We start from the raw sequence: 13,637 nt of genomic DNA on the forward strand, positions 1-13,637 counted from the left end.
CGTCTGAGACAGTTCGACGCCGCGCGCCGTCAGTCACATTCTCTGGGTTTAACTATCGACCCCTCGTTGTCCGGTATCGATGCCCGGCGACAGTCCACTGTCGGCCGGTCGCTCCCTATGTCAGAACACACATGCGAGGACTCCGTCTACGAGGAACTGGGCGTCCCGACGGTGGTCAACGCCGCCGGGACGAAGACGCGGATCGGCGGCAGCCGCATCCGCCCCGAGGCGCTCGAGGACATGCGCCGGGCCGCCGGCGAGTTCGTGGAGCTGGGCGACTTACAGGCTCGCGCCTCGGAGCTGATCGCCGAGGTGACCGGCGCGGAGGCGGGGTACGTCACCAGCGGCGCGGCCGCCGGCCTCCTCCTCTCGGCGGCGGCGGCCATCGCCGGGACGGACGTCGCCCTGATGGACCGCCTGCCCGACACCGGGGACGTTCCCGACGAGATCGTGATGCCCCGAACGCATCGCACCGGCTACGACCACGCGCTCCGGGCGGCCGGCGCGACCATCGTCGACGTGGGTACCAACGACCACCACCTCGGCACGGGTGCGACCAACGTCGAACCGTGGGAGATCGAGCGGGCGATAACCGACCGGACCGTCGCCGTCGGCTACGTCCAGAAGTCGTACACGCGACCCGACCTCTCGGTGGTCACTGAAATCGCCCACGACAACGACGTACCGGTCATCGTCGACGCCGCGGCGGAAGCTCCCCCCGTCGAGAACCTCTCGGCGTTCGTCGAGGCGGGCGCGGACGTAGTGGTCTTCAGCGGCGGAAAGGGAATCCGCGGGCCACAGACCACCGGTATCGTCGCCGGCGAGCGCGAGTATATCGAATCTATCGCCGCCCAACACCTCGACATGCACGTCGCCGCGGACGCGTGGAACCCGCCGGAGGGGCTCATCGACCGCGCTAACTTCGACGGCGTCCCCCGGCAGGGTATCGGACGGCCGATGAAAGTGGGCAAGGAGGAACTCGTCGGCCTCGTGAGCGCGCTGGACTCGTTCGTCGAGGAGGACCAACAGGCGGTACGAGAGGAGTGGAGCGCCCGAATTGGTCGCGTCACCGACCGCCTTCGCGAGGGCGGTCTCGACGTGACGACGACAGAGCCGGAAGGGACGAGCGTCGCACCGGAAGCCGTCGTCTCGCTCTCGGGCGTCGAGACCAGCGCTCGTGACCTCGTGGCCGCGCTCAGGGACGAGAACCCCCGCGTCTACGTCGGGGCGGATAGCATCGACGCCGACGAGATCGTCGTCAACCCGATGTGCCTGACCGACGATGAGGCCGACTACGCGGTCTCTCGGATTCTCGCCGTCGTGGACGGCTGAGCCACCGCCGCTTCTGGGGCGACGAAGCTAGCCACCGTGCGCACTGCTCGCGAAACAGGGAGACGAGGCCGCAACCCGCGCCCTTTTGCGGCTTCCGCCCCTGCATTCCGTGATGGAATATCGCCAGCTCGTAGCGACGTACGACCGTCTCGACGCGACGGCGTCCACCATCGAGAAGACCGAGATCCTGGCGGCGGCCTTCGACGACGCCGGCGAGTTGCTGCCGGAGCTCACGCAGCTCGCTCGGGGCCGGCTCTTCGCTCCGTGGGAACCCGACGACCTCGGCGTCTCCTCGTCGCTGACGGCGCGGGCGATCGCGAACGCGACCGGGGTGGCACACGAACAGGTCGAATCGTGGTGGCGGGAGACGGGCGACCTCGGCGACGCCGCCGCGCTCGCCGTCGAAAACCGCTCGCAGGCGACGCTGGTCTCCGAGACGCTCGACGTCGCTACCGTCTACGAGACGCTCCGCGGGCTCGCCGACTACGAGGGGGCGGGGAGTCAGGACCGCCGCATCGACGACATCGCCGGATTGCTCGCGGACGCGGACCCGGACGAGGCGCGCTACGTCGTCCGGACCGTCGTCGGAGCGATGCGTCTGGGCGTCGGTGAGGGGACGATTCGCGACGCTATCGCCGCGGCGTTCCTCGACGGCTCGGAGGCGGCCGTCGGCGCGGTCGAGCGGGCCTACGAAGTCACGAACGACTTTCGGACTGTCAGCGAGACCGCCCGCACGCAGGGACGGGAGGGGCTGGCGGCCCTCGACGTCGAACTGTTCCGCCCGGTGAAGGCGATGCTCGCACGGAAGGCCGAGAGCGTCGCGGACGCGCTCGATTCGACCGAACGGCCGCTCCTGGAGTACAAGTACGACGGAATGCGGGCGAAGATTCACGTCCGGGACGGCGAGGTGCGCGTGTTCACCCGGCGACTCGAAGACGTCACGGCGCAGTTCCCCGACGTCGTCGTCGCCGTCGAGGCGGAACTCGACGCCGAGAACGCTATCGTCGAGGCCGAGGTGGTGGGCTACGACCCCGAGACCGGCGGTCCGATCCCCTTTCAGGAACTCTCGAAGCGCATCAAGCGAACGAGCGACATCGAGGAACTGGCCGCCGAGTACCCGGTAACGGTCCAGGTTTTCGACTGCCTCTACCGCGACGACGAGTCGCTTCTCGAATCACCGCTGACCGAACGACTCGACCATCTCGACGCCCTTCTCGACGCCGACGGTGAGACGCTCGAACGGGCGACGCACCGCCGGCCGGAGTCACTGGACGACGCAGAATCGTTCTACAGCGACGCGCTGGCGGCGGGCCAAGAGGGCATCATCGTCAAGAACCTCGACGCCGCCTACCAGCCGGGGTCTCGCGTGGGCTACATGCAGAAAGTCAAGCCCACGATGGAGCCGCTCGACCTCGTCGTCGTGCAGGCGAAGTGGAGCGAGGGACGAAAGAGCGAGTGGCTCGGCCGCTTGCGACTCGCCTGCTGGGACGCAGAGCGCGAGGAACTCCGCGAGATCGGGCGTATCTTCTCGGGACTGACCGACGACGAACTCCGGGAGATCACGGCGAAACTCGAACCGCTCGTCCAGTCGGTCGAGGGTCGCACCGCGAAGCTTCGCCCGGAAGTCGTCATCGAAGTCGAGTACGAGGAGATCCAGTCGTCGACGACGTACGACTCGGGGTACGCGCTGCGGTTCCCGCGCTTCGGCGGGTTCCGAGAGGACCTCGCTCCCGAGGACGCCGACCGTCTCGAACGCGTCGAACGCCTCTACGAGGAACAATGAGCGCCGCGAGGACGACGAACGACCGAGACAGCGGGGCGGAGCCGTGACGCGAGCTGGCGCGGTCAGCCTCCGAGACGGGGTGCGAATCGACCTCGCGTCCGGCGAACGCTTCGTCGCGGACGCGTCAGAGCCCAGCGGCGACGTCGTCGCGCTGAGCCACGCGCACGGCGACCACCTCTATTCGCGGGCACCGACCGACGTGATCTGCTCGCCGCTCACCGCTCGCCTCGCGACCGCGCGGCGCGAGGACGAGGGACCGCTCTCGCGGACGACCCACCCCGCGGTCGAACAGGTCCCGGCGGGCCACGTCCCGGGGTCGCGGGCGACCGTCGTCGAGGACAGCGACGGGACGACCTACCTCTACACCGGGGACTTCTCGACGCGGGACCGCTTCACGCTCTCCGGGTTCGACGCCGACGCGGTCGCCGCCGAGTACGACGTCGACGTGCTCGTCACCGAGACGACCTACGGGAAACCCGAGTACGTCTTCGAGCCCCAGGACGCCCTCGAAGGTCGAATCGTCGACTGGCTGACCGACGGGCACGACGCGCCGGTCGTCCTCTTCGGATACACGCTCGGTCGCGCACAGGAACTCCAGCACCTCGTCGCGCGCTCCGACCGCGAGCGGCTGTTCGTGACGGCCGCTATCGAGCGGTTGAACGCGATCATCGAGGACGCACACGGCGTCGACTTCCGCGCCGCGCGGTACGGCGAGGAGGTGACGCTCGGGCCGGGCGACGCGCTGGTGCTCCCGGCACAGACGTCGAAGCTCTCCTTCGTCGACCGCATCGTCGAGAACACGGATGCCGTGACGGCCGGCTTCTCCGGGTGGGCCGTCGACGACTCGTTCAAGTACCGCGGCGGCTACGACGAGACGTTCGTCCTCTCGGACCACAGCGACTTCTCGGAGCTCGTCGCCACCGTCGAGACGCTGCGACCGTCGCAGGTGTACACCCAACACGGGTTCGCAGACGAGTTCGCGGCGCACGTCGAGACGGAACTGGGGATCGACGCGCGCTCGCTCAAGCGCAACCAGACTGCACTCGACGACTTCTAGCGAGCGTATCGCCGAGAAACGGCCGGTTACCGGCAGTAGACTCCCATTTCGAGATTCCTTCCAGGCGAAACTATCAGGGCTGTTAATCAGCGATCGACCGGTAGATGTCGACTCGACACGTAATGACGGTGAAATACACTCGCATTCGACGAGCGGAGGTCGGCCGATGACAGACGACGATAACTGGGACGATATCAGCTTCGTGATCAGTTCGCGCTACCGCGTCGCGACGCTACGACGGCTCTCGGAGGGGCCCGCGACGCCATCACTCATCACTGACGAAACGGGACAGAGCATCGCGCACGTCTCCAGAGCGCTCCGGGAGTTACGCGACGCTGATCTCATCGAGCTCTTAGTTTCCGAAGACCGCCGGAAAGGCCGAGTTTACGGGGCGACGGACGCCGGCGAAGCCGTCTGGGATACTATCGACTCGCAGAATATGGCCGAAGCCGAGTGAGACACTCGTCGCCGCCCGCCAGCGAACTGTTTCGTCGCTGAGCGAATTCGGCGTGGTCCCGCCCCGTGGGATACCCTACTCGCGCTCTCGGTGTGACCTCCGGTCCAAATTACGGCGACGAGCGTCCAGAAGTATTTAATCCTCGGCAATCCGATACGTAATCGAACCTACCCTCGCCATCAGTATGAGGCTCTTACCACCCCGACTCGACCGACGCACGCTCCTCGCGCTCTTGCTCCTCGGCGTGGCGCTCCCCACGGTTCTCTGGGCGTCCGGGGATGCGATCGGTGACGAGAGACCGTCTATCGACTCGAACGTGACCGAACGCTACCGCTCCGTTGACGCGCTCACCGGTATGCAGACGACGACGGTACGGACCAACGGCACCGTCACGTCCCGGAACGTCGCCGACGTCACGCTCGTCCCAGGGACCGACCGGAAACGCATGCGCTTCCGGAACGCTTCGGACAGGCGGTACGAACGACAGGTCTCGAACGGCTCGACGCTCTGGCTCCACGATACGGACGCGAACGCGGTGACCGTCGTCGAGCTAACGGGACCGCCGACCGATTCGCGGACGGCCGCTCGGCTCCAACGGCTCGTCACCGCTGCGGGGCTGACCGACGACGCGGGTCGACCGCAATCGGTCGGCGTGTCGCCGCTGCCGGTCTTGCCCCGTCACACCGGTGTCGCCCCGCAAACTGATGCGGACGGACGTTACACGGTGGAGTTCGCCGGGACCGATACCGTCGGTGGACGGAGCGTGCACATGCTCGAGATCGCTCCCGCGAGCAATCGGAGCGAGGCGCGCTACCGACAGCGGCTGTGGGTCGACACGGAGCGGTTCTACCCGTTACGCAAACAGACGACGTGGACCGCCGACGGCACCCGGCGCTCGGTGACGACGACGTACACGAACGTGACGGTTAACCCCGGCTTATCGGAAGACGAGTTCCGGCCCGAGTTCGACGATAACGCGACGATACGGCGCGAGGACTCCCCGACCACGGAGTGGTATCGGAGTCGCACCGCGCTGGAGGTTCGGAGTTCGCTCTCGGTACCGAAACCGACCGTCCCGCCGGCGTTCGAACTCGCCTACGCCACGCGGACGACCGGCCGCATCGACGGGGTCGGTCTCCGCTACGTCGCCGACGGCCGCGAACTCACGGTCGCGAAGTTCAACTACACTCTCGACGTCAGCCCCGGCGAACGCGACGTGACCGTCGGCGGCCAGCCGGCGGTCTTCGACCGCGGGCCGACCACCTCGATCGCGTGGGACTGCGACGGCTACGGCTACACCGTCCGGGGGAAGGGCGTCGCGACGGATCGACTCACAGAAGTCGCCCGATCCGTGGGCTGTCGGGCCTGAGAACGCGCGAACTTCTGGGTCAGAAACTCGCCCCTCTTTTATATTATCCGACGGCCCCTCGACTGAGATGCAATGGGCCCCGTCGAGACGACAACGTGCTGCCCTCCCCGGCCGTCCCAGGATGTGTCCGCGGCCAGCACGACGCTTCCCATTGCGGTCTCCGCTGACGCAGACCCCCCTCCACAGTATCGCCCTCCCGCGCCGACGGCCCCGCCGGACTCCCGGTCCGACCCGGTCGCTGCGGCTCCGCGTTCGAGATTCGTAGGCATATTAATGCGATAGGCAGTCGTTCGACCGAAACGTGAGCGAGGATCCGGCGCTGGGTGATATTCTCGATATCCTCAGCGACGAGTACGCTCGGGACATCCTCGCAGCGACGAGTATCAAACCAATGTCCGCACAAGAACTCGCCGACGAGTGTGAGATGTCCGAACCGACGGTCTACCGCCGGGTAGAGCGATTACAGACGCACGGCCTCCTCGACGAACAGACCAAGGTGCGGACCGACGACAACCACTACAGCGTCTACACGGCGACGCTCTCGGAATTCTCCCTGGCGTTAGACACCGGATCCTTCGAGGCGGCCGTGACGCACACCGACGACGAATCGTTCCCCGGCGAGGGAGAGAGCGACACCGCCGACCGCTTCGTGAAGATGTGGGAGGACCTCTGAGATGGCTCCCGTGCCCGTCGCTTCGATCATCGACTGGCTCGTCGTAGCGCTCGCCCTCGGGTCGACGCTCGTCGGCGGCTACGTGGGGTATCAGGCCTACCGCGGGTATCGCCGTCACGACAGCCGAACGATGCGGGCGCTCTCTCTGGGCCTGTTCTTCCTCACGGCCGTCGCGTTCGGCATCGCCTTCGTCGGCTCGCTGCTCCTCCGCGAGGGCTATCTCGGCCTCCAGTACCAGTCGCTGCTCACGCTCGTCACGCGGCTGTTTCAGTTCCTCGGCGTCTTGCTAATCGCCTATTCTCTGCACTCGCGGGAGTAGCCGATACTGATACGGCCGAACCACCACGACCACCACTCATCTCGACGAACGCCGTACCACTGATGCCTCCCGACTTCGTTCTCGCGGCCGGATTCGCCGTCTTTGGGACGTTCGCTCTCGTATTGGGCCTGGTTCCCTTCGCCGTGCCGCGACTGTACTATCGCCTCGAACAGTCCGGCGCTCCATCCCGGTCGGATACGGCCACGACCGTCCCCTGTGAGAGAACGAATCCCACGCTCGGCGGCCCACCAGAAAGCACTTACCGGATGACAGCGGACGCCAAGACGCAGAGACGGCCGAGGCAGGATTCCTGCACTCGACGTCGACCATCCGTCGCCCGATACGAGAAGCGGGCGACGACGCCCTCACTGGGGGCCGCGGCCGCGGCTCCCATGGGCCTCCCTTCGAACGAACCATCTCTCCGGTAGTTACCTCTCGAACCGTTCCGTTCGAAGGGAGTCACTCGCCGCTCCGACCGCGTTGCACGCCGACCGGCCGACAGTTGTCTCGGGACGATCCGCCCCTCTCAGGCGTCGACGGTGCTTTTCAGCGTGACGCGGTCCGCTTCGAAATCCTCTAAGAAGGCCTTGGAACCGCCGACGGTGACGGTTCCGTCGCCCGTCTCGACGACGAACGACTCCTGGGTCGGAAACTCGTTCGAGAAGGGACGGACGAGACTCTGCTTCACGTCGACGATAGCTCCCGTAACGGTCTCGAAGGGCTCTTCGCTCTGTGTGCGTCGGACCTCCATCTCGACGGAAACGCTCTTCCCGTCCAGTAGGTACAGCGCCGCTTCGAACACCGCGTGGCGAAAGCTATCGAAGGTCCTCGGCAACGGCTCGGGTCGGGAGACGTGTACCTGCTCGCCCATCGGCCAGTAGTTCGCGATGAACGAGTCGAACAGCGAGGAGACGATGTGTTCCTCCGCGTGGTAGATCGCGTACTCGTCGGAGTTCGAGTTCAACAGGGCGTCGGCCGACGAGACGATGCCGTCCGAGCGGTCGACGGTGAGCGTCACCGGCGCGGGGGCGCTCCAGGTCTGGACGACGTTCGCGATCGACTCGCCGATGGAAGTCTCGCCGTCGTACTCCGTCACCAACAGCATACAGAACACCCCGCGTTCCCGAGCGGCTCGGAGCGACGCTTCGACCCGCTCCAGCGCCGACGCCGGCAGCGCGAGGACGATCTCGGACTCGGCGGCGTCGATCAACTCGCCGAGTTGCCTGAATATCGTCCGACGCGATTTGATGATGCTGAACTTCTCCTGCTCGTAGCTCTCCGAGTCGAACAGGTCGTCGAGTTGCGCCTCGACGGAGTGCAACTGCGAGACCAGATTCTCGATGCCCTCCGAGGGCGGAATCGCCCGCAGTCGCGTCGGCTGGACGTGGTCGTCGATCTCGATGAGGTCGCGCTCGGCCAACTTATCGACGATGTCGTACGCGTAGCTCTTCGAGATGTCCGTCTCCTCGGAGACCACGCGGATCGTCGTGGAGCCGTTCCGGAGGACGGTCACGTACGCGAGCGCCTCCTTCTCCGAGAGACCGAACCGGGTGAGACTGTCGACGATGTCGTCCGCCGCCATACTAATTCGTTGGGCCGATGCCGGAGATAAAGCTTAGTATCGGCGAAACACCGTTCACGGCGGTCCACCGGCGTCCGCGACGGGGTGCCTCGGAGCGCCTCGGTTGTCTCACGCGTCCCGCGAATGCCGAGCGGCGTACGTCGCGAGTCGGATGGCGTGCGACCAGCCCAGCGGCGTCGCGCTGTCCGGCGTGCCGGAGTCGAAGAACTGTTCCGGTAGGTATCCCGAGTCGAGACAGAGCGACCCCGCGAGGTCGATCTCCGCGAACAGCCGGTCGGCCCACGCCGCCGGGTCGAACTCCCGGTCCGTCGAAGAGAACAGTCGAATCGCCTTCTCGGCCGCGTACGCCCCCCAGCCGGTCGAGACGGTCCAGACTTTCTCGCTCGACTGTCCGCGTCGACGCCACGTATCGCCCTCGAACCGCTTCAGCCCTCGAATGGCCTCGGTCTCCGTCCAGAGCCGTTCGAACGCCGTTTCGAGGTGGGTTTCGAGCCGGCGTCGTCGCTCGTCGTCCACGTCGTCCACCGCTTCGTAGGCCAGATGCGCGTCGAGTAGCGAGAACGTGGTGCTGTCGACGCGCGCGTCTAGCTCCCCGTCGTCCAGTCGAAGTCCGTAGATGCCCTCGTCGGGACACCACATCGTCTCCAGCGCATCGTAGAGTCGGTCCGCCTGCGTCGCCGCGCGAGTCCGAACGGCGTCGGAAAGCGGCGCGGCCGCGATCGCGCTGTAGGCGTGCAGGAACTTCGCCGCGGTGTGCGTGAAGCGGCCGTTCGCGTTCTCCCAGGCGTTCTCGCACACGGTCGGCAACCCGTCCGATTCCAGCGAGACGTCCATTCCCTCGACGCCCGACTCCAGTGCGCTCTCGACGTCGAGTGCCAACTCCGCCGGGAGCGAATCGCGGTGGGTAGCGAGGTACTCCGCGAGGAAGACGAGGACGCTCGCGGTCTGGTCGGCCTGATACTGCGTCTCGGACCCCTCGACGTGTCCGTTCGCCCACCCGGGGGCCAGTCGACCGTTCCGCGGCCACACGCGGTGGGGCCACCGGCCGTCGGCCAGTTGCGTCCGGAGGTAAAACCCGGCGCTCTTGCGGTGTCGCTCCCCGGCGTCGAGACCGAGCCGCTCGTCGGCCTCTAAGAGGAACGTCGAGATCTCGCCGTCGTCCCGAAACCACGTGTAGCCGTAGCCGCCGGAGTACTGATAGTGCGGGTCGAAATCGGGTCCCGCTATCCGAGCCCCGGTCGGCGCGGACAGCAGGTCGAGGACGTGGAGGTCCGTCTCGACGAGCCGGTCCGTCCCGTCGGTCGACGGCGTCGACTGTCGCGCGGCGTCGAGAAACTGCGACGGATACCGGTACCGCCGCGTCCGGTCGGCGATCCGAGCGAGGCTCTCGGAGCGCGATCGCTCCTCGATGTCCGAAAGCGTAGTGACGACCGTCGTCCGCCCGCCTTCGAGGTCGGCCCGGAACGAGACGCCGCCGGTGAGGCGACTCCCCTCGTAGCTCTCGGATTCGCCCCCTCGCGGAAACGACTGCGGCCCGTCGGACAGAATCTCGTCGAACCGCTCCATCACTTCCGGCGTGACCGCCAGTTCCGTCGACGCGGCCAGATAGTCGTGCTCCCGGTCGTGGTACAGCTCCACGACCTCGCCGTCGTGGACCAACTGTCCGATCCGGTCCGCCTGCCCCTCCGGGGCGAACTCGGCGAACCCGACGATCTCGAGGGATTCCAGCCTCTCCCCGTCGAGTTCGAACGTGGTCGCGTGCGTGAGGTCGTCGGTGAAGTCGCGCTGGACGACGTCGAACGTCCCGAAGTCGTGGACCGTCTCGACGACCGCGTCCGCTTCGCGCGAGGTCTGTGACGACCCGCCGAGGCTGTCGAACCACGTGACTGTTCCGTCGATTCGAACCCCGAACCGGGAGGATGCGATCCCGTGGAATCCCGAGAGCGGATACGAGTAGTCTCGGATCGACCCGCTCGGATCGACGTGGACCAGCCGTCGCTTCGAACCCGTAAACCGCCCCGTCTGCGTGCGCCGCTCGCCCGGAAATACGTCTTCGCTCTCTCGGTTTCGCTTGTAATCGTCGAGCGCCCGTCGGAGTCCCATACCGGAGGTGCGGCAGACTGCAGATAAAGTTCTTGTGATATCTCAATTCAAACCCCTAATCTATAAGTGGACGTATTTTGATTGACGAAGCGAGCGATGACAGAGAACTCAGAGACGGAGCGAAAACGGAGCGGCATCTCGCGGCGACGGTTCGTCGCGGGCGCGGGCGCATCGGGAATCGCGGCGGGGCTCGCGGGCTGTGCGAGCGTGTTCAACGGCGGCGGGAGCGACGGCAACGCCGGCGGGACGCAGACCGGCGAGGCCGGCGGCGAAGCGACGACGGTGACGTGGGGGTTCGACGCGACGGTGGTGCAGGACCACGCCGACGAGGTCCGCGACGCGCTTCACGAGGAGGGCGGGCTTTCGGATACTATCCAAATCGAGTTCGCACAGGGACAGCCCGACAGCGGGAAGCGCCGAGCCAACTACAACCGACTCCTGAGTTCTCAGGAGACCGAACCGGACGTGTTCCTGATGGACAACGGCTGGGTGAACGTCTTCGTCCAGCGCGGGCAACTCGCCAACCTCTCGGACCTCCTCACGGACGACATGCTCTCGACCATCGACGAGGAGTACTTCAGCGGCTTCACCGAGACGGCCGTCGACCCGTCGAGCGGCGACCTCTTCGGCGTGCCGCTCTACCCCGACTACCCGACGATGCTGTACCGGAAGGACCTCGTCGAGAAGGCGGGGTACAGCCCGGAGTCCGAGAACTGGGCCACCGAGCCGATGACGTGGAAGCGGTGGTCGAACGTCGCGGCCGACACGCTCGACTCGGCGGACGTCGAGTACGGGTTCTCGACCCAGTGGGACATCTACGAGGGGACCGCCTGCTGTACGTTCAACGAGGTCCTCTCCTCGTGGGGCGGCGCGTACTTCGGCGGCCGCGAGAACCTCTTCGGGCCGGTCGGCGACCGACCCGTCACCGTCGACTCCCAACCCGTCGTCAACTCGCTGAACATGATGCGGAAGTTCGTCCACGACGAGGACTTCGACGAACTCGACGGCTACGGCGGCGGCTTCACGCCCACTAACGTCCTCGGCTGGATAGAGGACGGCTCGCTCGCGCCGTTCCTCGACGGCAACGCCGTCTTCCACCGCAACTGGCCCTACGCCATCAACCAGGCCGCTTCGGAGTTCGGCGACGACCTCGGGACGATGCCGATTCCCTACGCCGTCTCGGAGAGCGACGCCGAGTTCCAGGGAACCGGCGGAACGACGTCGGCGCTGGGCGGCTGGCACGTCACCGTCAACCCCTACAGCGAGAAGCACGACGCGGTCCGCGAGGTCATCGGAGCCACCATGAAACCCGAGTTCCAGCTGTTCTTACTGGAGATGGAGGGGTGGCTCCCGCCGCGGGGCAGTCTGTTCAACTCGGACGAGGCGTCGAACATCGACCCGATGGGCGACTACATGGACACGCTCCGCGTGGCCGGCGAGAACACGATGGCCCGCCCGGTCACGGCCGTCTGGAGCGACCAGTCCAGCAAGATCGCTCAGCAGGCCAACCGCGCGGTCAATCAGGACGTCTCCTCCGCGAAGGCGATGGCCACGCTCCAGTCCGGCTTAGAGCAGACGGAAAGCGGTAACTGACGCTACAACTTCGGCGTTCAAATCCGGGCTCGCCCCTCAGCCAAACCGGATACGTCGCGCCGAGCGACGATAGAACGGACGCTGACGCTCGGATTTCCCGTGGGCTTGGCGATCGGGTTCGGGACGGTGGCCGCGGCCGGTATCCTCCTTCTCTCCGGCTCGCGGTGTCGCAGATCGGCTTCTCGGCGAGCGAGCAAGGACCGGCATCTAAGTCTCGTCGGCGCGTCGCCGAAGATATGGATTCAGAGACGCGACAACCGCGCTCCCCCCGGTGGACCGTCGTCATCGGCTGTCTAGTCGCCGGCCTCCTCACGTTCGCCGTCGTCACCGTCGTTCTGACCGCCGTGCTCGACCCGCTGATATGGCCGTCACTCCTCGTCAGCCTCCCGCTCGGCTTCGCCACCGGGAGTGCCGTCGCCGCCGTCGGCTACTACTACGCTACCCGCGGGCCCGAGAGCGGCGTCGACCGGCGGACGATCGGCATCGGTATCGTCGCCTTCTTCCTCGTGTTCGGTCTCCTCGTCGGCGGCCTGTACGCGCTCGGGCAACAGCGGCTGGACGAGAGCTACGAGAGTACCTACGAGTACCGAGTGACGCTCTCGGCGGACCAGACGCTCGAAAACGCGACGGTGTACGTCCCCGTCCCGGTCGAAGGCGGACAGTCTCGGTTGGGCGAACAGTTCGTCGAGAGCGTCCGATACGAGCGGCACACGCCGTCCGTACGGGGATACGACGGCGAGCCCGCGCCGGTGAACTTCACGTACGACGTGGTCGAGACCGAGCACGGTCCGATGCTCTCCATCTCGGCCGATCGGATCGAGGTCTCGACGGTGTACTACCGCAGCGTCGAGAACGAGACGACGGGATGGAACGAACGAATCAGTCCCGACGCCTACGACCCGAGCGATCCGTCGATGGGCGTCCGAAACGACGGGAGCTTCACTTTCACGGTTACGACGGCCTCGGCGGACCGCATCGACACGGCCGATCCGTTCGACGACGAACCGATGCTCTCGCGGTCGTACAACCGGTCGGCGGTCGAGTGTACGTTCGGCGCTGATAGTCGACACCGCTGTTACGAGTACGACGGCCGCGTGTATGCGAACTACGACACGGCAAACGACACCACCGTCTATCTCTCGTCGGAGCTCTCCGGCCGCAACGAGTGGTTCTCCGGTGGGTGGTCCGGGAACGAGTACCGAGAGTGGGTACACGTCGAACTGCAGGGTCCGCAGGACGGGTGGTATCTCGCCGAGGGCGAACTCGAAGTCGGGAGCGGAAGCTATCGGGAGTGAGCCGTCACCTCCACCTCTCCCGAACGGCTATCGATCGACGGTAGCGGAAATATGCGCGAGTGATCGACGGGGGG

The 13,637-nt window shown here is 66.3% G+C and carries 11 protein-coding genes; 9 read left to right on the top strand and 2 right to left on the bottom strand.

Going from position 1 to position 13,637, the window contains the following annotated elements; all coding sequences use genetic code 11:
- The first annotated feature begins 117 nt into the window (after positions 1–117).
- From EGH23_RS14810 to EGH23_RS14840, 7 genes are all read left to right on the top strand, one after another.
- Positions 118–1,332, top strand: a complete 1,215-nt coding sequence (locus EGH23_RS14810; RefSeq protein ID WP_220580767.1) for an aminotransferase class V-fold PLP-dependent enzyme — start codon at positions 118–120, stop codon at positions 1,330–1,332.
- A 112-nt stretch (positions 1,333–1,444) separates the two neighbouring features.
- Positions 1,445–3,115 carry an ATP-dependent DNA ligase gene (locus tag EGH23_RS14815; RefSeq protein WP_220580768.1) on the top strand — a complete coding sequence of 557 codons (1,671 nt, stop codon included), beginning with the start codon at positions 1,445–1,447 and terminating at the stop codon, positions 3,113–3,115.
- 43 nt (positions 3,116–3,158) lie between these two features.
- Positions 3,159–4,172 (top strand): mRNA 3'-end processing factor, encoded by a 1,014-nt coding sequence (locus tag EGH23_RS14820; RefSeq protein WP_220580769.1) that lies wholly within the window; start codon positions 3,159–3,161, stop codon positions 4,170–4,172.
- A 166-nt stretch (positions 4,173–4,338) separates the two neighbouring features.
- A complete protein-coding gene (locus EGH23_RS14825; RefSeq protein WP_220580770.1) occupies positions 4,339–4,629 on the top strand; it encodes a winged helix-turn-helix domain-containing protein in 291 nt (96 codons plus the stop codon).
- Positions 4,630–4,813: 184 nt separating this feature from the next.
- Positions 4,814–5,998 carry a LolA family protein gene (locus EGH23_RS14830; RefSeq protein WP_220580771.1) on the top strand — a complete coding sequence of 395 codons (1,185 nt, stop codon included), beginning with the start codon at positions 4,814–4,816 and terminating at the stop codon, positions 5,996–5,998.
- A gap of 301 nt (positions 5,999–6,299) precedes the next feature.
- Positions 6,300–6,671 (top strand): ArsR/SmtB family transcription factor, encoded by a 372-nt coding sequence (locus EGH23_RS14835; RefSeq protein ID WP_220580772.1) that lies wholly within the window; start codon positions 6,300–6,302, stop codon positions 6,669–6,671.
- A 1-nt stretch (position 6,672) separates the two neighbouring features.
- Positions 6,673–6,990 (top strand): DUF7521 family protein, encoded by a 318-nt coding sequence (locus EGH23_RS14840; RefSeq protein ID WP_220580773.1) that lies wholly within the window; start codon positions 6,673–6,675, stop codon positions 6,988–6,990.
- A 526-nt stretch (positions 6,991–7,516) separates the two neighbouring features.
- On the opposite strand, the gene EGH23_RS14845 is transcribed toward EGH23_RS14840, so the two are convergent.
- Positions 7,517–8,572, bottom strand: coding sequence for a TrmB family transcriptional regulator (locus EGH23_RS14845; protein ID WP_220580774.1), 1,056 nt, complete (start codon positions 8,570–8,572; stop codon positions 7,517–7,519).
- 108 nt (positions 8,573–8,680) lie between these two features.
- Complete coding sequence (locus EGH23_RS14850) at positions 8,681–10,675, bottom strand: DUF7997 domain-containing protein (protein ID WP_220580775.1); 1,995 nt, start codon at positions 10,673–10,675, stop codon at positions 8,681–8,683.
- A 96-nt stretch (positions 10,676–10,771) separates the two neighbouring features.
- Between EGH23_RS14850 and EGH23_RS14855 the strand changes: the two genes are divergently transcribed.
- Positions 10,772–12,268, top strand: a complete 1,497-nt coding sequence (locus EGH23_RS14855) for an extracellular solute-binding protein (RefSeq protein WP_220580776.1) — start codon at positions 10,772–10,774, stop codon at positions 12,266–12,268.
- A 236-nt stretch (positions 12,269–12,504) separates the two neighbouring features.
- Positions 12,505–13,563 (top strand): DUF8147 domain-containing protein, encoded by a 1,059-nt coding sequence (locus EGH23_RS14860; protein WP_220580777.1) that lies wholly within the window; start codon positions 12,505–12,507, stop codon positions 13,561–13,563.
- Positions 13,564–13,637 lie beyond the last annotated feature (74 nt).

Source organism: Haloarcula nitratireducens (genome assembly GCF_019599505.1).

Excerpts from the sequence above, each read along its gene's own strand:
- EGH23_RS14810 (WP_220580767.1), top strand. The coding sequence starts at position 118 with ATGTCAGAACACACATGCGAGGACTCCGTCTACGAGGAACTGGGCGTC.
- EGH23_RS14815 (WP_220580768.1), top strand. The coding sequence starts at position 1,445 with ATGGAATATCGCCAGCTCGTAGCGACGTACGACCGTCTCGACGCGACG.
- EGH23_RS14825 (WP_220580770.1), top strand. The coding sequence starts at position 4,339 with ATGACAGACGACGATAACTGGGACGATATCAGCTTCGTGATCAGTTCG.
- EGH23_RS14830 (WP_220580771.1), top strand. The coding sequence starts at position 4,814 with ATGAGGCTCTTACCACCCCGACTCGACCGACGCACGCTCCTCGCGCTC.
- EGH23_RS14840 (WP_220580773.1), top strand. The coding sequence starts at position 6,673 with ATGGCTCCCGTGCCCGTCGCTTCGATCATCGACTGGCTCGTCGTAGCG.
- EGH23_RS14845 (WP_220580774.1), bottom strand. The coding sequence starts at position 8,572 with ATGGCGGCGGACGACATCGTCGACAGTCTCACCCGGTTCGGTCTCTCG.
- EGH23_RS14850 (WP_220580775.1), bottom strand. The coding sequence starts at position 10,675 with ATGGGACTCCGACGGGCGCTCGACGATTACAAGCGAAACCGAGAGAGC.
- EGH23_RS14855 (WP_220580776.1), top strand. The coding sequence starts at position 10,772 with ATGACAGAGAACTCAGAGACGGAGCGAAAACGGAGCGGCATCTCGCGG.
- EGH23_RS14860 (WP_220580777.1), top strand. The coding sequence starts at position 12,505 with ATGGATTCAGAGACGCGACAACCGCGCTCCCCCCGGTGGACCGTCGTC.